This is a genomic window from Methylobacterium sp. E-041 (assembly GCF_022829665.1).
Lineage (GTDB): Bacteria > Pseudomonadota > Alphaproteobacteria > Rhizobiales > Beijerinckiaceae > Methylobacterium.
In genome coordinates this window covers 1-17,870 of record NZ_JAKSYQ010000103.1, presented here as the reverse complement: position 1 = coordinate 17,870, position 17,870 = coordinate 1, and the positions used below count along the sequence as shown (strand labels likewise).

At 65.5% G+C, this 17,870-nt stretch carries 19 protein-coding genes; 16 read left to right on the top strand and 3 right to left on the bottom strand.

Features of this window, described 5'->3' with window-relative positions:
• Positions 1–431: 431 nt before the first annotated feature.
• Positions 432–953 (bottom strand): Arc family DNA-binding protein, encoded by a 522-nt coding sequence (locus tag MKK70_RS10000; RefSeq protein ID WP_243947366.1) that lies wholly within the window; start codon positions 951–953, stop codon positions 432–434.
• Positions 954–1,084: 131 nt separating this feature from the next.
• Between MKK70_RS10000 and MKK70_RS09995 the strand changes: the two genes are divergently transcribed.
• The 4 genes from MKK70_RS09995 to MKK70_RS09980 all read left to right on the top strand — a co-directional run bounded on the left by MKK70_RS09995 (position 1,085) and on the right by MKK70_RS09980 (position 4,116).
• Positions 1,085–1,288 (top strand): helix-turn-helix domain-containing protein, encoded by a 204-nt coding sequence (locus MKK70_RS09995; protein ID WP_147725440.1) that lies wholly within the window; start codon positions 1,085–1,087, stop codon positions 1,286–1,288.
• A gap of 277 nt (positions 1,289–1,565) precedes the next feature.
• The gene (locus MKK70_RS09990; protein WP_243947364.1) at positions 1,566–1,799 is read left to right on the top strand and encodes a hypothetical protein; all 234 of its coding nucleotides are present in this window, start codon (positions 1,566–1,568) and stop codon (positions 1,797–1,799) included.
• Positions 1,796–3,208: a replicative DNA helicase gene (locus tag MKK70_RS09985; protein ID WP_243947362.1), complete on the top strand. Its 1,413-nt coding sequence runs from the start codon at positions 1,796–1,798 to the stop codon at positions 3,206–3,208. The genes MKK70_RS09990 and MKK70_RS09985 overlap by 4 nt, the downstream gene beginning before the upstream one ends.
• Positions 3,205–4,116, top strand: a complete 912-nt coding sequence (locus MKK70_RS09980; RefSeq protein WP_243947360.1) for a DUF1376 domain-containing protein — start codon at positions 3,205–3,207, stop codon at positions 4,114–4,116. The genes MKK70_RS09985 and MKK70_RS09980 overlap by 4 nt, the downstream gene beginning before the upstream one ends.
• 359 nt (positions 4,117–4,475) lie before the next feature.
• On the opposite strand, the gene MKK70_RS09975 is transcribed toward MKK70_RS09980, so the two are convergent.
• Complete coding sequence (locus MKK70_RS09975; RefSeq protein ID WP_243947368.1) at positions 4,476–4,763, bottom strand: GCG_CRPN prefix-to-repeats domain-containing protein; 288 nt, start codon at positions 4,761–4,763, stop codon at positions 4,476–4,478.
• Between MKK70_RS09975 and MKK70_RS30840 the strand changes: the two genes are divergently transcribed.
• Genes MKK70_RS30840 through MKK70_RS09950 form a run of 5 tightly spaced genes read left to right on the top strand, consistent with a single transcriptional unit; the run spans position 4,644 to position 6,481 of the window.
• Positions 4,644–5,024 carry a hypothetical protein gene (locus tag MKK70_RS30840; protein ID WP_243947370.1) on the top strand — a complete coding sequence of 127 codons (381 nt, stop codon included), beginning with the start codon at positions 4,644–4,646 and terminating at the stop codon, positions 5,022–5,024. The genes MKK70_RS09975 and MKK70_RS30840 overlap by 120 nt on opposite strands.
• The gene (locus MKK70_RS09965) at positions 5,021–5,314 is read left to right on the top strand and encodes a hypothetical protein (RefSeq protein WP_243947358.1); all 294 of its coding nucleotides are present in this window, start codon (positions 5,021–5,023) and stop codon (positions 5,312–5,314) included. The genes MKK70_RS30840 and MKK70_RS09965 overlap by 4 nt, the downstream gene beginning before the upstream one ends.
• A gap of 44 nt (positions 5,315–5,358) precedes the next feature.
• Positions 5,359–5,754, top strand: coding sequence for a helix-turn-helix domain-containing protein (locus tag MKK70_RS09960; protein ID WP_243947356.1), 396 nt, complete (start codon positions 5,359–5,361; stop codon positions 5,752–5,754).
• Positions 5,751–6,278, top strand: a complete 528-nt coding sequence (locus tag MKK70_RS09955) for a hypothetical protein (RefSeq protein WP_243947354.1) — start codon at positions 5,751–5,753, stop codon at positions 6,276–6,278. The genes MKK70_RS09960 and MKK70_RS09955 overlap by 4 nt, the downstream gene beginning before the upstream one ends.
• Positions 6,275–6,481: a hypothetical protein gene (locus MKK70_RS09950; RefSeq protein ID WP_243947352.1), complete on the top strand. Its 207-nt coding sequence runs from the start codon at positions 6,275–6,277 to the stop codon at positions 6,479–6,481. Before MKK70_RS09955 ends, MKK70_RS09950 begins: the two co-directional genes overlap by 4 nt.
• Here MKK70_RS09950 and MKK70_RS09945 read toward each other — a convergent pair.
• Positions 6,474–6,854 (bottom strand): hypothetical protein, encoded by a 381-nt coding sequence (locus tag MKK70_RS09945; protein WP_243947349.1) that lies wholly within the window; start codon positions 6,852–6,854, stop codon positions 6,474–6,476. The two genes, MKK70_RS09950 and MKK70_RS09945, sit on opposite strands and share 8 nt — an antisense overlap.
• Positions 6,855–7,058: 204 nt before the next feature.
• Between MKK70_RS09945 and MKK70_RS09940 the strand changes: the two genes are divergently transcribed.
• The 7 genes from MKK70_RS09940 to MKK70_RS09910 form a co-directional block, all read left to right on the top strand.
• Complete coding sequence (locus MKK70_RS09940) at positions 7,059–7,310, top strand: hypothetical protein (protein ID WP_243947347.1); 252 nt, start codon at positions 7,059–7,061, stop codon at positions 7,308–7,310.
• Positions 7,311–7,367: 57 nt separating this feature from the next.
• Positions 7,368–7,805, top strand: a complete 438-nt coding sequence (locus MKK70_RS09935) for a DUF5681 domain-containing protein (RefSeq protein WP_147842017.1) — start codon at positions 7,368–7,370, stop codon at positions 7,803–7,805.
• Complete coding sequence (locus MKK70_RS09930) at positions 7,802–8,143, top strand: hypothetical protein (protein WP_243947345.1); 342 nt, start codon at positions 7,802–7,804, stop codon at positions 8,141–8,143. Before MKK70_RS09935 ends, MKK70_RS09930 begins: the two co-directional genes overlap by 4 nt.
• Complete coding sequence (locus tag MKK70_RS09925; RefSeq protein ID WP_243947343.1) at positions 8,140–8,625, top strand: hypothetical protein; 486 nt, start codon at positions 8,140–8,142, stop codon at positions 8,623–8,625. Before MKK70_RS09930 ends, MKK70_RS09925 begins: the two co-directional genes overlap by 4 nt.
• Complete coding sequence (locus MKK70_RS09920) at positions 8,622–9,053, top strand: hypothetical protein (RefSeq protein ID WP_243947341.1); 432 nt, start codon at positions 8,622–8,624, stop codon at positions 9,051–9,053. Before MKK70_RS09925 ends, MKK70_RS09920 begins: the two co-directional genes overlap by 4 nt.
• Positions 9,050–9,286, top strand: coding sequence for a hypothetical protein (locus tag MKK70_RS09915; protein ID WP_243947340.1), 237 nt, complete (start codon positions 9,050–9,052; stop codon positions 9,284–9,286). The genes MKK70_RS09920 and MKK70_RS09915 overlap by 4 nt, the downstream gene beginning before the upstream one ends.
• A 371-nt stretch (positions 9,287–9,657) precedes the next feature.
• On the top strand, positions 9,658–17,870 hold an 8,213-nt coding region (locus tag MKK70_RS09910), incomplete at its 3' end, for an autotransporter-associated beta strand repeat-containing protein (RefSeq protein WP_243947338.1).

Below are 17,870 nucleotides of genomic sequence, written 5' to 3'. Positions count from 1 at the left end.
GCTTTCGTAAATCTCTAGCTCGTCGGTGTAGCGTGTGCGCGGGTCCATGGGCCGACCTCAACCTTCCACGTGATGGCGGGAGGTGGGACGGCTTGCTGTCAGCCGAGCGCCCTGGCGCGGACGCTCGTTCAGAGGACGAGGGGCACCGGCAGGCCCTGGGCATCGATCGCTCAAGGCTGAGCGAAGCAGATCGCGTGCGTGATGCGAAACGGTTTCGCCTGCGGTGCCGGCCGCAGCCGCGATCGCCAACCGGAGAGACCGGTCTATACGGATGTAGAGATGCGAGGGGTACTGGACTGACATCTGCGATCCAATTCAACAAGGCCGCAGCATATCACCCATGGGAGCTAACGTCTTGCGCTTATTCGATATACCATACGAGGGATTAAATACCGAGATATACCAAAGACTGTTGAATTGGCATAAAGTACCTATTTGTTTTCCGTTGCAACCTGCTTCTGACGCATAGCTCTATGAGCCTTTGTCCCCTGATAGACCCGAGCTATTGACTTGGCTAGTCGGCCGTCTTGCGAGGCGGCAAGCGTTACTATTTCTTGCATCTTGCTTTGCATGAACTCTGTCAATCGATCGATTTTTTTCGATGATTTTGTCCAGTCGATATCATTCTGGCGATCAGGGTCTATTTCATCCAAAGCTGCTCCAAAGCTATTACTAATAATAAATAGGAACCATATACGGTCCTTACCGCCTAGATAGTCGACTAATCTCTCATATTCGTCTTCGCGATGCTCTACATCGCGGCTGGGCTCGAAGGACATTGCGACGCGCCCCTCTATCTCCTCGCTAAGAGATCTTTCGTTCTTTTCTGCGGCCTCCTTCAATTGCTCATGCAGGCCCCCGCGCACTCGAAACGTCAGCGTCGGCCGCTTCTCGGTGCCGGGATAGATACGGGGGCGCCCCTTGGATCGTTTTGCCGCGGCGTCGTCCGTCATCGCCTATCTCCAAGTATCCTAACTTGTGCTGTGCTAGCACCGCAAAAATCACTTGCCAACCCCTGCCCGATCTGTCCATATCAATTTGCGCGGTGTTATCACCGCACTTGTTGACGGATGGGAGGTGAGAGATGTCCGACGACATCATGCAGGTGCTGACGGAGCCGACTGTGGATGTCGTGCTGGCTGGACGCGTTCTGGGGGTAGGGCGGAACACTGCTTACAAGGCGGTTCGAGACGGCTCGTTGCCTGCCCTCAAGGTGGCGGGACAGTTCCGCGTCCCAACCGCGAAGCTCCGCGAAATGCTTGGTCTGCCAGCGCCACTCGCCGCCTGAGCCCCGCTATCCCGGCGGGCGCGTCCCCCTGGATCACCGCGCCGAGCCATCCGGCCGGCGCTCAACAGCAGGAACTAGACATGAGAAACCCCGCGACGCGCGGGGCGAACGCAGGGCTCTCGAATGCAGCTGTGGCGGCTTGCGATCAGAGAGATACGGCGGTTCGTCCCCTTCGGCAAGACTTATTCATCGCTCGACGCTTCGGTCTCCCGCCTGCCACGGCCGGAGCCCTGGCCGAGCTAGCGTTTCCCTCTCGCGACGATTGGCGGTGCCGCCCATGACGGGTACTCCTCGCACGATCGCCACCGTCCGGAAGAACAACTTCCAGGAACTCCGCATCGGTCTCGTGACCCACGCGGGGTGCCGCCTCGTCGATCTTCGGCTCTACGATTTGTCGAAGCCGAAGCAGGGCGAGCCATTCCCGACCAAGGCAGGGTTCTGCCTCGCCTTGGACCGCCTGCCAAAGCTGATCGAGGCTCTGAAGGCCGCCGAGCGGGAGGTGTCGCAATGAATGCGCTCGCCGCTTCGCTCGAAGCCGTTCCGCCGAACGCCGTGGAGTCTGAACAAGGGCTGCTCGGCGCCATCCTCCACCACAACGATGCGATCGACCGGGCTCGGGATTTCATCCAGCCGGAAGATTTCTCGGACCTGGTCCATCAGCAAATCTTTGCAGCGATGGTCGTTCGTCGCGATGCCGGCGAGGCGATCGACCTGGGGCTGATGAAGGCGGTCCTGGGAGATGCCGACCTCGGCGGCGTTACGGTCGGGCAGTACCTCGTCAACTTGATGCACGGCGCCACCACCGTCAGCAACGCCCCGAGCTATGCACGCCTCATCGCGCAGGCCGCACGGATGCGGACTGTGTTCGAGACGGCGCAAATCGGCATCGCGGCGATGACGGGCAGCACCGTTCATGATCCGGCCGAGACCGCCGGTAGCATGATCGAGGCGCTGGACGCGGTGGCCAGCGCCGCCCTCGCCGAGCACGCTCGGCGGGTCTCACTCGGTGCCAGCGCCGCCCACGTCCTCGCCCGGGCCAACCAGATCCGGCAGGGGACCGCCCCTCGTGGCGTGCCGTACGGCATACCAAGGCTTGATGCAGCGACACTCGGGATGCGTCCGGGACAGCTCGTCATCCTCGCCGGGCGCCCGGCCATGGGCAAAACTACGGTCGGTCTGCACGTCGCGATCTCGGCAGCTCGGCACTCCGGCCCCGTCGGGTTCTTTTCCCTAGAAATGGACGGGGACGAACTCAGCGAGCGCGTCATGGCTGCCATTGCCTACGATCCGCGGGTTCGGGAGGTGATCTCGTATCGCGCCATCGCCGACGCGACTTGCCTCTCGAACGAGGCGATGGAGCGGCTGATCGAAGCGCAGCGCATCTGCGCCGGCATTCCAGTCTGGATCGAGCCACAGGCCGGTCTGACGCTAGCTCAGATCGCCGCCCGAGCCCGGCAGATGCGGCTGCAGGCCGAACGACAGGGCAAGCCGCTGGCTGCCATTGTCGTCGACCACATCGGCCTGATCCGGCCGTCCAAGCGCTACTCGGGTAACCGGGTTCAGGAAATGACCGAGATCTCCTCCGGGCTGAAGGGACTGGCGAAGGAGCTGGGCATCCCCGTCGTCGGATTGTGCCAGCTCAACCGCGAAGTGGAAAAGCGCCCCGACAAGCGCCCATTGCTCTCCGACCTGAGGGACAGCGGTTCGATTGAGCAGGATGCCGACGTGGTGCTCGGGCTGTTCCGGGAGTCCTACTACCTGGAGCACAAGGTCGGCCGGACGGACGAGGAGGATATGCGACTCTCGGATTGCCAGAACGAGCTTGAGATCGAGATCCTGAAGCAGCGCTCCGGTCCGACGATCCGGATCACCTGCTTCTGCGATGTCGCCTGCAATGTGTTGGCGGAGGCGGCTCGATGAGTTCACTTCCGACCATGCCGGTGGGCGTCGACCGGCACATCGCCGACACCGCCCACATGACGAACGAGGAGGCTGGCGCCTACTTCCGCCTGCAGATCTTCGCTTGGCGCTCGCCTGGCTGCTGCTTGCCCGACGATGACGCTCGGTTCGCCCGGATGCTCGGGACCACCCTGAAGCGATGGGCTGTTCTGAAGCCAATCGTGCTGGCCAATTGGGTCCTGGAAAATGGCAATTGGAGCAACCAACAGGTCGCTCGCGAGCATCAATTCGTCAGCGAAAAAGTCGAGCGGAAACGCGCCGCCGGGAGGAAAGGTGGACGGCCTAAGCCATTGCAATTACACGATCAGGAGGGGGCATTAGGTTCTGCGATTGAGGAGGAAATGGAAAGCAAAACGAAAGCAGCTAAAGCTAAAGCTAAATCTACCCCTATAGTCCCCACAGGGGACGAGGACCCGGAAGGCTTCGCCGAGTTCAAGGCAGCCTACCCGAAGCGTAGCTCGGTCTTCCCAACGACCCTAGCCCGGAAGCGCTGGCTGGAGGCTCGACGACGAGGCGCGACGCCTGCCGAGATCATTGCTGGCACGAAGGCCTACGCTGCCGAGCAAGAGCGCATCGGCAAGGTCGGCAGCGAGTTCGTGAAGACTGCTGACGCCTGGCTCCATCAGCAACGCTGGCGGGACTACGCCCCGAAAGTCGTGGAAGCAGGATCTTCGTCAGAAATCTCGGCCGATGTTTGGCGTGAACGCGTGAAGGACTGGAAAGCCCGCGGCGGCCACTGGCCCTGGCAGCAGCGCACTGAACCGCCTGACGACCCGCGGACGAAGGTTCCGGCCCAAGTCCTCGCCGAAATCGGGATCGTCCACGGAAACGGGGCGGATCGCGCTGCGCAGTTTCAAAGGGTAGGCTAATGACCGCTGGCCTCGAAACCTTCGCCGAGGTCCGCGCGCTTCACGACCGTACTGATAGCCCGGGCGAGAAGGCTGCCGCTGCTGGCCTTATGGATGTGCTCGCCCACGCAGCAGGTATGATGACGGCTGAGGCGACGTCCAATCTGGACACCCGCACCGAACCAACGCCGACAAACACCGCGACGTGCTGGACCTTTTCGGTCACAGCATCACCGATCGCGAAATCACTCGCCGGGCGGGCGTTTCCCCTCAGACCGTTGGCGACGTCCAAAAGTCGCGGCCATGACCCTGCGCCAGCATGCTGCCTTCAATTACAGTTTTGTGGACTGGCAGCCGAAAGACCGCCAGCCCTGATGACCTTAATAGCCGCCGTAGAACCGGCGCGGACCGCCGTACTCGTAGTCGCCACCGCGACGACCATACCCGCCGCCGTAGCCGTATGCTGGCCGCCCCTCATAGTACCCACGAGGACCACCACCGAAGCCGTATCCGCGGTCGTTCGGCCGGCAGCGTCCCCACGGATTTGGATGAAAGCCGGGGCCACATCCGCCAGCCACGAACTCGATCACCGCATCACTGCGGATCTGGCCGGACAAGAGGGGAGCGGCATTCGCCGAGGTCGCCGAACCAAGCCCTGCGGCTATCACAGCGGCTATTCCCAGCACCTTCATGCGCGTCATGACCTCAACCTCGTTAGCGCCCGGCATCGCTTTCAGGCAGCCGGCGAAACCGAAGGCTGCACCTCAGTCGCTGAACCGATGCTGACCCGCTGCCAAGCGATCCGTTCAGCCACGGCATTCATCCCTCAGGCTGCCCCTCATTCCTTAAGCCTCGCCGCAGCCAAGGCCAACGAGATCCTGGCCCTGCTCGACGGCACCGGCTTTGTGGTCCGGAAGGTGTGCCGATGATCCTCACCGAACTGACTTCCAATAACGCGGAACCGCCGATGCCAGCGACCGACCTCGATCAGCAGTGGTTCAAGGCCAATCCGGGCTGGAAGTATCGCCATCGTCGAGAGACGCCTGCCGAAATCGCAGGATGGGAGGTGCCGCCACGGGCCGGCTTCGCGGCTTGGTGTATCATCCGCCGGTCGGACGGCGCGTCCGTCTCCTACGCGTTTCCGAGCGATGCGACCTGGGATGTTGCTGATGAGGAATTGGCAGCGCTCTTTGACCGCTTGAACGAGGACAAGGCATGAAGGGCCGCTCTATCCCGGCCAAGCCCTCTGACCTCGACAGGCTCGTGGACGAGACCGCGGCCCGCGTCGCGGACGCCACGATCGCGGCCCTACGAAGCATGTTCTCGGAGTCGTTCATCCGGGGCGTGATCGAGCGCGAGGCCAAGATCGCCGTTCAGGCTGTGCTGCTGGCTGAGGCCGAGCGCACGCGGATCAGCGCGCCCGTACCGTCGCCTCAGCCCGAGCCATCGAAGGCGGTTCAGCAACCGGCATCGCGCCCGACCGCCTACCGGATCAACGGGGCGGCGAAGGAACTCGGGGTCGGCCGGACCAAGCTCTACGAACTGATCGCATCCGGCGCGCTACCGGCTCGGAAGCGGGACGGCGTGACGTACATCCGCGCTGTTGACCTCGAAGCCTACGCGGGCGGTCAGCCAATCGTCGGCGGAGCACAGTCATGATCCCGGCCGAGACCGCCGCGAAGCTCGCCAAGATCCTGCCCCGCCTCGGCAGCGAACACGATGGGGAGATCATCAACACCGTGCGAGCGATCAGCCGGACGCTCGCCGCCGCTGGCCTCGACTGGCACGCTCTTGCCGCCGCCGTGAAGGCGTCGGCCAGCGGCCCGCGCCCCTTCGACCTTTCTACGTTCGCTGACGTGATGGCCGAGGCCGCTCAGGAGACCGCCGCCCACGATGCAGCGCGCAGGGCGCCGGACGCACCCGCGCGCACCTGGGGCCGGAAACTCTGGGAAGACCGCATGGAGCCGTGGAGTACCGTCGCGCAGCACGCCCTCATGCTCGATTGGACGCTCCCCAAGTCGCAAGGCGGTCGCATCCTGACGAAGGGCGAGCGCGACCGCCTCAAGGACTGGGAGCGTAGTTGCCGCCTCACCAACGCCGAAGCCGATTGGCTATCCGGCATCATCGATCGCCTACACGCCGCGGTCGAGAGAACTAACCCCCATCGGAGGAAGACCCGATGACCCCGCGCGAGCAAGCCGCCTTCGTCGCCGGCATTCAGGCCGCCCGCCAAGCCGCCATGATGGCCGCTGTTACCATCGAGGTCCGCGACGACGCCCGAGAGGTTCGCCAGCAGGCCGCCGCGGCAGCCCTTCATGGTCTCGCCGCCGGATTGAAGGTGGCGTTCCTCGACATGCCGACGGCATCGGACCCCGCTGTCAAGTGATGGCCGCGACCCAAACCTCGCCCGTCAATCCGCCTCGGTGAACGCTGGCGTCACCCAATCGGCATCCTTCGCTGCCGTCAGGAACAGACCTCTCTCTCGGATATCGGTTAGGATCGTCGGCCGCGTTTCCGAGGCCGACGATCCCCGACATCGTGTCCATCTCGTTGGCGTCCATCTTGGCGAGCCGACGCCAACCGCTCGGACCGCCTGGTAGGTTCGCCCCATCCCGATCCGCCGTTGCTGCGAGCCGCGTGCCGTCGATTTCGGCGAAGGTGTAGACGTGTCCGCTGCTCATCATTCGCACTCCGGTGAAGTGCGAGCGATGTAGGCGGTCTTCAGCGAAATGCACCATTGCCATCATCGCCGCGGCCAACAGTGGGGTACAGTTTCTTCCGACAGCCAGTCGTGTGCCAAGGCTCGCCCGCGAAGCCTTCCAAAGCCTTCGCTGCGAGGACAGGTGCATGCCAATCATGCCGTGACGGCTTGGATGAACGAAGTACCGTGGGTATTTCAAAGATCCGCCGTTCCTGTAGTTTGATACCATCTATTTTTGTGATAATTTCAGGCAGGCTCTGACATGCAAAACCTTCTAACTCGCCTCGGGCGTCTTGAAACCGCGATCATCGCAAAGCCGCCAAGCGCGGTACGCCGCTTCATGGTCCAAGGGCCTCACGGCTTGAGCGCAGGTGATGCTGCAACGTTCCTCCGCGAGCGGGGGCATCCCCTTGATGCGAAGGCGTTGAACATCATCCGCGTCGTCGTTGGTGCCGAGGATGGGCGGCCGACCGACCTGCCGCTGAAGGACCTTACGCCGGAGCAGTTGAGATGAGGGCTTGGCTGTTTCGCCGCTGCTTTTTACAGCCATCCTCGCGCCTAGGAGATGCCTATGCCGGGTGACGGTCGGCCATTCGAGCAAGGCCGAAGCGGCAATCCCAGCGGCCGCCCAAGGGGCGCCCGCAACCGTTCGACCCTGGCCCTGCAAGCCATCTTGGATGGCGAGAGCGAGGCATTGACCCGTCGGGCAATAGAGATGGCCCTGGGCGGCGACACGGTCGCGCTGCGGATGTGCATGGATCGGCTGATGCCGGTTCGGAAGGACCGGCCGATCACCTTCACTCTTCCTGAGATCGAGACGGCAGCCGACCTCACCAAGGCGACCAAGGCTCTGATGCAGGGTGTCGCCGACGGCGAGATCACTCCAAGCGAGGCCGCCGAACTGTCCAAGCTCGTTGATGCGCACGTGAAGGCCATCGAAGCCGTCGACTTCGCTGGGCGTCTTGCTGCCTTGGAAGAGACAGCAGGCAGCAAAGGAGGGCGCCGATGACGCTGCGTACGATAGATAGGCTGACACGCCTGGAAGCAGGGTGCGCGCCGATACCGACCAGCAAGCACCTCGTCTTTCAGGTCGAGGCTCCGCCTAGGACGCCGCTCAGCGATATCGTCGCCTTCCTGAAAGCCCGCGGCCACGCCATCCACGACGGCGACGACGCCTTCGTGATGAACGTTGGGGCCTACTGCATGGCCGAGGGCGAGCCGCCGCGGGATCTGTCTCCCGCCATCCTGACGGAGGAGGCGCGTGCACAGGCCGGGGCAGCCGGGCAGTGGCCGAAGACCTGCGCTGCCTTCACCTTCCAGTTGGACCGGCCGAGGAACGTGCAATGACCCCGAAGCTGATCGAGCGTCTGAACCGCCTGGAAGCCGGACAGGCAGGGCGTGCCGGCCAGGGACCGGTATCCTGTGAGTTGACCCAGGTCTGGCTCCGGGCCGTCGCCATTGCGCTCGGCGGCTATCCTCGGCCACGGGCGTCGGCACCGTCGCACCCGGAGGACTCCTTCAGCGACGGCTTCGCTCGGGCGCTCGGGTATGCCGATCACGACGACATGGATGCCCAGGCTGAAGCGAACCCCAAGGAGTGGGGCCAGCGGATCGAAGGGGCGGACGCTGCCCTTTGCGCACGGTACGGGGCGGATGCCTGCCCTGATCCGCAGAGCAGCGGTTCCAAGGTGATGACTGCCGCTCTGAACGAGTGGGCCGAGGCGAAGTCGCAGAACCCTGACTGGCCCCAGGCGGACGACAGCGGCACCCTTGCCCGCGCCCTCACCGCCTACGGCGTTCCGGCCGAGCCCGCGGAGGCGCGCCCATGACTGCGAACCTGATGACCCGGCTGACCCGGCTCGAAGGGCAGGCCGTTCCGCCTCCTGCCGCCACCAACACCTTCACCCCCGGCATCCGACTGTTGCTGCTGCTCCTGGCCGTCCACGCTGGCGGCCTCGGGGCCAAGCAGTCCATAGCCGAGGGCGTGGCGCGGGCGCTCGGCTACGATCACGTCAGAGAGATGCAGGCCGCGATGCAGGCCGAGGGGACCGCCTTGATTGAGTGGAACTGCCGGCACCGCGAGGCGGTCACGCTGCTCCTAAGCCAGCGGAACGGTGGACCATCGGCCGGAATGGACCACAATGAGGCGGCGATCCGGTCCTTGATCGCGGACATGCCCGAGGCGTTCCAGGCGTACCCCTACCTTGTGGACGCGGAGACGGCGATCAGCTTGGCGACGGAATGGGTGAGCCTATGACGCCTACCATCCTCAGCAAGCGCCTGGCCGCCCTGGAAGCTACCGGAGAGATCATGCTCAGGCACTACACGCCCGATGAGATCGAGGCCGCCCGGCTCCGGTATGAAGCCCTTCTGGGGGAGCCGTGCGAGCGTACCCCACAGCAGGTGGCCTACTACACGACTCGGACGCTGAAGGAGATCGCTGCGGACTACGACGCCATGCTCAGGGGCGCTCCCGCGCCGTGGCTCTGACCTCCACCTACGCAGCTACGTCGTTCGCGTACCTCAGCGGCACCGGCCCGGAACTGACGGCGGATGAGTGGGCGGCGCGGCATGTCACAGACCAGAACTTCCATCGTCATAATGCGTGACTTCCTAGATATAGATTTACACCTCGAATGAATACGCGTCCAAATGCTGCGCCGGAATAAATCCTGATCTTCTCGGCGGGGAAAATTTATTTCCTGATGCTTTTGTGGTTAAAAGGCATCACCATAGGTTTTATAATGGTTAGCCATAGCACGACTCTTCTCTTGACCCGCTTGTATCTGCATCAAGGAGCAGAATTGAGCGGGCCGACCCCTTAGGGGCTGCGATCCGTTAGCTAGGGCGGATGCGGGCACATGGCACAGCGGACATCGAACGGGCGCGCGCTGCATCAGGCGTACGTGGCCTCGACGGCGCTGGTGGGGATCGCCGTTCGGGTCGAGGCCAGCCCGAGTGTGCTGCACCGCGCCGATGCCTTGGCCCTTGTCTGGAAACGGACGGCCCGGCTGTTGGCTCTTGCGGTCGAGCCAGCCGCCGTCCTGCTGGCGCGGCTCGGCCACAAGGCGACCAAGCGCACCCGGCTGGGCAGGCCGGTGACGCGGATCCGGCGGTGGTGGCGGACGATCGCCCTGGCCGCGGTTCCTGCGCTGGCGCTGGCCGGCGCGGCCTATGCGGCGGGCGGCGTCGGCGGCGACACGGGCGGCGGTACGGCCGGCGCCGATACCGCCGCGGCCGGGGGCACCGGCGGACCGGGGACGGCGGCGGGCGCGGGCGGCGGCGGCGGCGGCTCAGGCATCAGCGGCGGGGCGGGCGGCGCCGGGGCGGACGGCGCGGGCGCGACCGGCGCAGCCGGCGGAGGGGCCAAGACCAGCCCCCAGACATACGATTACGCTGCTGCACAAGGCAGCACGGGCACCGGAGCTGCTGCGGGCTCGAACGGCGGCGGCGGCGGTGGCGGCGGCGCGGCGCCCCTGTTCATCTTCGGGGCACCGGGCGCGGCTTTCGGCGGAAACTACGTCGGTGCTACGGGCGGCGGCGGCGGCGGCGGTAACGGGACCGGAAGTGGCGGCGGCGGCGGCGCTGGTGGGGCTCTCGACGTCATCACTGGCGGTCAGGCCTTGTTCAATGCTGGCACGCCCTCAACGGTTACAGGCGGCCAGGGCGGCCAGGGCGGCGCGGCGGGCGGCGGCGTGGCCTCGGTCGGCGGCACCGGGGGCGACGGCGGCGCTGCCCTGCTCATGGGAGCGGGCACGACCGTCAACCTCGCCGCCGGCTCAACGCTGGCCGGCGGTACCGGCGGCGCGGGCGGGGACGCCAACGGCGCCACCGGGGGCGCGCAGGGCCGCGGCGGCGCCGGCGTCATCGGGTCCGCCTACACGATCAACCTGAACGGCGGCACACTCCAGGGTGGGGCCGGCTCGACGCAGGGCGACGCGGCGACCTTCCTGTCCGGCACTAACGTGCTCAACCTTGGCGGCACCATCACCGGCAACCTCTTCATCCAGGCCGGGACGCTGCAGCTCAATGCCGCCGCCGGCGGCACCACTGTTGCGAACATTATCACCGGTGCTGGCGGAGTTATCCAGAACAGCGCCAACACGCTCATACTAACCGGTGTCAACACCTACACCGGCATGACGACGATCAATGCCGGCATACTCACGGCGCTGGACAGCGGCAAAGCCTTCGGCGCCGGTGGCACCGTGGCGATCAGCGCTGATGCCACAGCTGAGCTGAACGTCACGGCGAGTAATAGAATTCTCGAGGCCGGCAACACCTTCAGCGGTGCGGGCACCCTTGCGAAAACCGGAACGGGTACGCTTGCCTTCGGTGGCAACGACGGCACCGTCACCATCGCGCTCGACGCGGGCGGCCTGGTTGACGTTCGAGCCGGAACGCTTGAGGGCAGCAGTAGCTTCCTAGCTGACTATACGAACAATAGGGGCAGCCTGAACATCGCGTCCGGCGCGACCTTTGACGGAGTCGAGGGGATCATCCGCGTCAACGCGCTGACTGGTGCCGGGACGCTGCAAGGGGGCTTCAGCGGCTTCGGCGCCATCGGCACCACAACGGTCGGCGTCGCCGGTGGATCCGGCACGTTCGCCGGCACCATCCAGGATGCAAGCGGACCGCTTATCCTGATCAAGGAAGGTGCTGGTACGCAGACGCTGACGGGGGCAAACACTTACACCGGCGGCACTACCTTCGCCGGCGGCATCCTCAGTGCCGGCAGCGCGGGGGCACTCGGCACGACCGGCACGCTCGCCTTCACCGGCGGCACGCTTCAATACAGTGGCGCCAACCAAACTGACTATTCCGGCCGCTTCTCGACCAGCGCCAACCAAGCCTACAGCATCGACACCAACGGTCAGGCCGTCACCTTCGCCAATGCGCTGACCTCGTCGGGCGGCAGCCTGAGCAAGTCGGGCACCGGCACGCTGACCCTGACCGGCGTCAACACCTACAGCGGCGCGACGACGATCAATGCCGGCACTCTCGCACTGAACAACGCCGCCGGCACGGCCATCGCCGATACCAGCCGCGTGATGTTCGGCAACGCCGCGGGCACGGCGGCGATGCTGCAGGCGATGACCAGCGAGACCATCGGCTCGCTCTCGGGCGGCAACGCCAGCAGCACGGTTAACATCGCGGCCGGCACGACACTGACGGTGGGCGGCGACAACACCACGAACGGCACCTACGCTGGCGCGATCAACAGCAACACCACCGGTGTGCTCGCCAAGATCGGTCCAGGCACTCAGACGCTCACCGGCGCACTCAACAGCGTGACCTTGGAGGCGAACGCCGGCACGCTCGTGCTGGGATCGGGTGGCACGCTCACAACAGCTGGGTTGCCCTTCGACGCGGGCAGCAACGCAAACGCAGTCTACGTCGCTAGCGGCGCGACCTTCACAAACAGCGGCACGATTACCCCGACGTCATCGGATGTCGAGGACGGCGTCCGGGTCGACGGCGGAACAGTCAACAATACCGGCACGATCACGGGCCGTAATGGCGGTGCCAGCGGCATCTATGTGAAAACCGGCAGCACAATCTCGAACACAGGCGCTATCGTCGGTCAGTACGGCATTTTCTCCGGCAACGGTACGGGTACGGGTAACCTTCTCATCACAGGGAACGGCTCGATTACCGGCACGACCGAGGAGGGTATTCATTCCGACAACGGTCCAGGTAGCGTTACGCTTGGTACCGCAGCGAACCCTCTTGGGTCTGTTGCGGGCGCTTCAAACGGCATTAATGTCACAGCGAGCGGCGCCGGCACGATCAGCATCGTGACGGGCGACAACGTGACCGGCGCCGGTGGCAACGGCATCGCAGCCAGCGCCGTGAACGGCGCCGTCACGGTCAACACCGTCAGCGGGACGATCCAAAGTGGGAACGCCAACGCAATTGATGCAACCGGTGCTGGAGGCCTTATCACGGTCAACAACGCTGCCGCGATCCAGCATGGAACGGGCGTGACCGGTTCCACCGGGATCAACGCCCTGACCTCAGGGACCGGCGGCGTCCTCGTGACGAACGTTGGTACGATTGGCGCGGCAGGCGGTGCCTTCAGCAATGGCATCTTCGCTCAGTCCAGGGGTGCCTCGGGCGACGTCATCGTGACGACTTCCGGCGCGGGCACGGTCGGCGCGGTAGCTGTGCCCACCGACTACGGCCTTTTCGCGCGTACGTTCGGCTCGGGCACCGCTTCGGTGACGGTCGATGCCGCGGTGATGGGTACGAACTACGGCGTGCGGGCGCTCGTGGACAACACGACGAACACGACCTCCGGTACGGGGGCGGTGATCGTTGGCGGGGCTGCCACGGTGACGGGCAACACCGGCATCTCGGCCCGTCAGCGCGGCACGGGGGCCGGCACCGGCTCTGGCGTTACGGTTCAGGGGGCAGGTGCCACGGTCGGCAACACCAACGTCGGTATTGAGGCTGTGATCGAGAACGCAGCCAATGCCGGCAACATCCTAGTGACGCGCTCAGGTCAGATCACTGCGGGGACGATCGGCATCAACGCGACTACGGCCGGAGGTGGCAGCGTGACGGTCGGCACGACGGCCTTGCCGGTTGCGGTTGGTAACATCACGGCGGGCGGTCGCGCCATCAACGCGGCATCTAACGCTGGTACGGTGACGATCAACACCGGTAGCGGCACGATTGTAGAGAACGGAAACTTCAACGCGATCAACGCGAACAGTGCTGGAGGCCTTATCACGGTCAACAACGCTGCCGCGATCCAGCATGGAACGGGCGTGACCGGTTCCACCGGGATCAACGCGATCACGTCCGGTACAGGCGGTGTATCCGTGAGCAACACAGGCGCGATCTCGGTGACGGGCGGCGCCTTTACGAACGCGATCGTTACCCAGTCGACCGGAAGCGCGGGCAACGTCACCGTGACGACCACCGCGAGCGGTACGATCGGGAGTGGAACTGCACCGCAGTCCGGTATCTTCGCCACGGCGACCGGCTCCGGAGCCGTGTCCGTTGCGGCTGACGGATCGATCCTCGCACGCAACCAAGGCATCCGCGCCTACTCTCAGGGAGCAGGCACGGGCGCGGTCACGGTGGGCGGAGCCGGCACGATCACGACGACGGCGGTCGGCAGCATCGGTATCGACGCGCGGATCACCAACACGGCGAGCGCCGGGACCATCCTCGTGAACCCTACAGGAGCCATCAGCACGGTCGCCACCGGCATCAACACGACCTCCGCGGGCACCGGTACGGTAACAGTTTCGGCTGGTGCGATCGCCACGACGAACGGGTCGGGCGTGGTCGCGACGGGGACAACGGGCGCAGTGGCGGTCACCGCCAACGGCGCGGTCGCCGCGGGGGGCGCAGGCAATGCCGGCATCTTCCTCACCGGCAACAGCGCCGGCAACACCGCGACGGTGGCGGCCGGCACCACGGTGCAGGGGGCGATCGGCCTGCGGGTAGCAGGCACCGGCACGACCACGCTCACCAATTCCGGCACCATCGCCTCGACGACGGCGGCGGGCGCCAACGCCAACGCGCTGCAGATCGACGGCGGCACCCTGGTAATCGGCAACACTGCCGGGACGCTCACCGGCAACCTCACCATCGTCAACGCGGCCGCCGCCGGCGGCAACGGCGCGAGCGTGCTGATCGTGAACCGCACCGTCGACCTGACCCTATCCAACACCTTCACCGGCGCGGGCGTGCTCAATCAGAACGGTAGCGGCACGACGATCCTCAACGGCGTCAACAGCGCGACCAACGGCCAGTTCACCGGCACGGCCAACGTGAACGCCGGCATCCTGTCGATCGGCGGCGCCGGCGCGACCGGGGCGGTGTTCGGCGACACGGCCGGCAACAGCACCACTGTCAACGTCAACACGGGCGGTACGCTGCATGGCTCCGGAACGATCGCGGGCTCGGTGATCGCAAACGGCGGCACGATCTCGGCTGGCAACTCACCCGGCACGTTGACGGTAAACGGCAACTACACGCTGAACGCAGGTTCGACCTCGCTATTCGAGCTTGGCTCCCCCGGCGTTGTCGGCGGATCGAGCAACGACCTCATCAACGTTGCGGGCAACCTGACGCTCGGCGGAACGCTCAACCTCGTCAACGCGACGAACGCAGCTGCCTCACCCGTGGCCGGCTCCTACCGCCTGTATAACTACGGTGGGACGCTGACAGGCAGCTTCGGCACGATCGCGACGCCGACCGCCCAGAGCGCTACCGTCTACACCAACGTCGCCAATCAGGTGAACTTGCTCATCGCCAATGCCGGCCAATCCATCCAGTTTTGGGACGGCACCGACACGACAGGCACGAGTGCCGGAGGTCAGGGTGGGACCGCGATCTGGGATGCGGCTACGACCAACTGGGCGAGCTCTCCGACCAGCAACGTCAACGGCGCTTGGGGTTCAGGTGTCGGCATCTTCGGCGGCACAGCGGGCACGGCCGCCGTGGCCGGCAATCAGAACGTCCAGGGTCTGCAGTTCACTGTCGACGGCTATCAGCTTGCCGGCACCGGCACGCTCAACCTGACCGGCGACCTCTTCTCGACGCCAGGCCAAAGCTTCCTGAACGTCGACGGAGGCGTTGGCGTGACCATCGCTAATGCCCTCACCAGCACCAGCGGTACGATTGGGCTTAACAAGATCGGCGACGGCACGCTGACTTTGTCAGGCACGAGTAACTACACCGGTAACACGAGTGTCACAGCGGGCACTCTCGTTATTGCCTCGGGTGGCAGTCTCGTATCAGCCGTAAATACGGCCGCGGGGGCTACCTTCGCAAACGCAGGCACGCTCTCCAACACGCTTACCAACATCGGCACGTCGTCCAACACCGGCCTGATCACCGGCTCGGTGACGAACACCGGCACCTTCACCAACACTGGCATGCTGGCTTCGCTGCTCACCAACGCAGACGGCACGAGCACGAACACCGGCATGCTTAATGGGGGGGCGACCGTCACGGGTGGTACGCTCGTGCTGGGCACGGGCAGCGTCGTGAATGGCGCAGTGACGAACAGCGCGACTGTGACGGCACAGGGTCAGATCAATGGCGTGGTGACCAACAACGCCGGCGCGACCTTCGCGGTGACCGGTACTCTGATCGGCATCGGCCGTCTCACCAACGACGGCGCAATGGATCTCGGCGGCAACAGCCTCGCGATCGGCTCGCTTGCCGGCAGCACCGCCGCCGCCACGATCGCAGATGGCGGCACGCTCACGGCCGGGTCCGACGGCACGTCGTCGGCCTACGCCGGCACGATCGGCGGCGCCACGGCCCTGACCAAGACCGGGTTGGGCACGCTGATGCTCTCGGGGACCAACGGCTACACCGCCGCGACCACGATCTCTGCTGGGACGCTCGCGCTGTCCGGCGCTGGTTCGATCGCTGCGTCGCAGGGCGTATTCGTCGATGCCAACGGAGGCTTCGACATCGCCGGCGTGACCGCGCCGGGGACTTCAATTATGACGTTGTCGGGCGCCGGAGCCGTCGCGCTGGGCGGGAACACGCTCACGCTGACCAACGCCTCGACCACCTATAGCGGCAGTGCCATCGGTACCGGTGGCCTGACGCTGAACGCCGGCACGCTGACGCTATCAGGTGCCAACACCTATACCGGCACGACCATCGTGGCCGGTGGCACGCTCACGAACACCGGCAGCCTCGCCTCCTCGGTGAGCAACGCGGCGACCTTCGACAATGCGGGGACAGTGGCCGGCGGCCTGACCAACACCGGCACCGCTAGCAACGGCGGCGGCATCGGCAGCGTGGTAGCTAACAGTGGCACGTTCACGAACAGCGGTACGGTCGGTGGCGGCCTCACTAATAGCGCCGGCATCTCGACCAACACTGGTACCATCAACGGCGGCGCGACGATCCTGGCCGGGACCTTCACCACCACCGGGATCGTCAACGGCACGCTGAGCAACGCCGGGACGGTGAACGCGCAGGGGCAGGTCAATGGTGCGGTCGCCAACCAGGCCGGTGGCACGTTCACAGTGACCGGTGCGCTTACCGGCATCGGCCGGCTGACCAACGACGGCGCGGTCGATCTTGGCGGCAACAGCCTCGCCATCGGCTCGCTGGCTGGCTCGACCGCAGCCGCCACGATCGCCAACGGCGGCACGCTGTTGGCGGGCTCGGACGGCACGTCCTCGGCCTATGCTGGACAGATCACGGGTCCCACTGCTTTGACCAAGGTCGGGGCTGGCACGCTGACCCTGTCGGGGAGCAACAGCTACACCGGCGCGACCTCGGTCAACGCCGGCACGCTGCAGGCAGGGGCGATCAACGCGTTCTCGACCGGTTCGGCGGTGACCATCGCATCCGGCGCACGGATGGATCTGGCGACCTTCAACCAGACCATCGCCTCGCTGGCCGGTTTGGGCAGCGTGACCCTGGGCTCAGGCGTCTTGACCACCGGTGGAAGCAACGCCTCGACCACCTACGCCGGCACGATCTCCGGCAGCGGCGGCGTGGTGAAGCTCGGCTCCGGCACGTTCACGTTGTCGGGGGCCAACACCTACACCGGGACCACCACGGTGTCGGCCGGCACGCTGGCCAACACCGGCTCGCTCGCCGGCCCGGTCGCCAACGCCGCGACCTTCACCAACAGCGGTAGCGTGGCGGGTAGCCTGACCAACGCGGGTAATGCTGCGAACACCGGCAGCCTGAACGGCGGGGGCACCAACACCGGTACCCTCACCACCTCCGGCACGATCGCGGGCGGGCTGAGCAACGCCGGCACGGTGACGGCCTCGGCCGGGCGCATCGACGGGGCCATCGCCAACAACGCCGGGACGTTCACGGTCACCGGCACGGTCGCAAGCAACGGTACGTTCGGCAATGCCGGCGGTGCGACGCTGGCGGTCACGGGCTCGGGCGCCTACGGGATCGCCGGCTTGCTCACCAATGCCGGTAGCCTGACGGTGGCTTCGGGTGGCAGCCTCACGGCGCCGGCCGGGATCGTCAATTCCGGCTCGATCGCGGTGGCGCAGGGCGGCACCATCACCGACGCGCTGGCCAACACCGGCAGCGTGGTCAACGACGGGCGCTATAACGC

Excerpts from the sequence above, each read along its gene's own strand:
- MKK70_RS10000 (WP_243947366.1), bottom strand. The coding sequence starts at position 953 with ATGACGGACGACGCCGCGGCAAAACGATCCAAGGGGCGCCCCCGTATC.
- MKK70_RS09995 (WP_147725440.1), top strand. The coding sequence starts at position 1,085 with ATGTCCGACGACATCATGCAGGTGCTGACGGAGCCGACTGTGGATGTC.
- MKK70_RS09990 (WP_243947364.1), top strand. The coding sequence starts at position 1,566 with ATGACGGGTACTCCTCGCACGATCGCCACCGTCCGGAAGAACAACTTC.
- MKK70_RS09985 (WP_243947362.1), top strand. The coding sequence starts at position 1,796 with ATGAATGCGCTCGCCGCTTCGCTCGAAGCCGTTCCGCCGAACGCCGTG.
- MKK70_RS09980 (WP_243947360.1), top strand. The coding sequence starts at position 3,205 with ATGAGTTCACTTCCGACCATGCCGGTGGGCGTCGACCGGCACATCGCC.
- MKK70_RS30840 (WP_243947370.1), top strand. The coding sequence starts at position 4,644 with ATGAAAGCCGGGGCCACATCCGCCAGCCACGAACTCGATCACCGCATC.
- MKK70_RS09965 (WP_243947358.1), top strand. The coding sequence starts at position 5,021 with ATGATCCTCACCGAACTGACTTCCAATAACGCGGAACCGCCGATGCCA.
- MKK70_RS09955 (WP_243947354.1), top strand. The coding sequence starts at position 5,751 with ATGATCCCGGCCGAGACCGCCGCGAAGCTCGCCAAGATCCTGCCCCGC.
- MKK70_RS09950 (WP_243947352.1), top strand. The coding sequence starts at position 6,275 with ATGACCCCGCGCGAGCAAGCCGCCTTCGTCGCCGGCATTCAGGCCGCC.
- MKK70_RS09940 (WP_243947347.1), top strand. The coding sequence starts at position 7,059 with ATGCAAAACCTTCTAACTCGCCTCGGGCGTCTTGAAACCGCGATCATC.
- MKK70_RS09935 (WP_147842017.1), top strand. The coding sequence starts at position 7,368 with ATGCCGGGTGACGGTCGGCCATTCGAGCAAGGCCGAAGCGGCAATCCC.
- MKK70_RS09930 (WP_243947345.1), top strand. The coding sequence starts at position 7,802 with ATGACGCTGCGTACGATAGATAGGCTGACACGCCTGGAAGCAGGGTGC.
- MKK70_RS09925 (WP_243947343.1), top strand. The coding sequence starts at position 8,140 with ATGACCCCGAAGCTGATCGAGCGTCTGAACCGCCTGGAAGCCGGACAG.
- MKK70_RS09920 (WP_243947341.1), top strand. The coding sequence starts at position 8,622 with ATGACTGCGAACCTGATGACCCGGCTGACCCGGCTCGAAGGGCAGGCC.
- MKK70_RS09915 (WP_243947340.1), top strand. The coding sequence starts at position 9,050 with ATGACGCCTACCATCCTCAGCAAGCGCCTGGCCGCCCTGGAAGCTACC.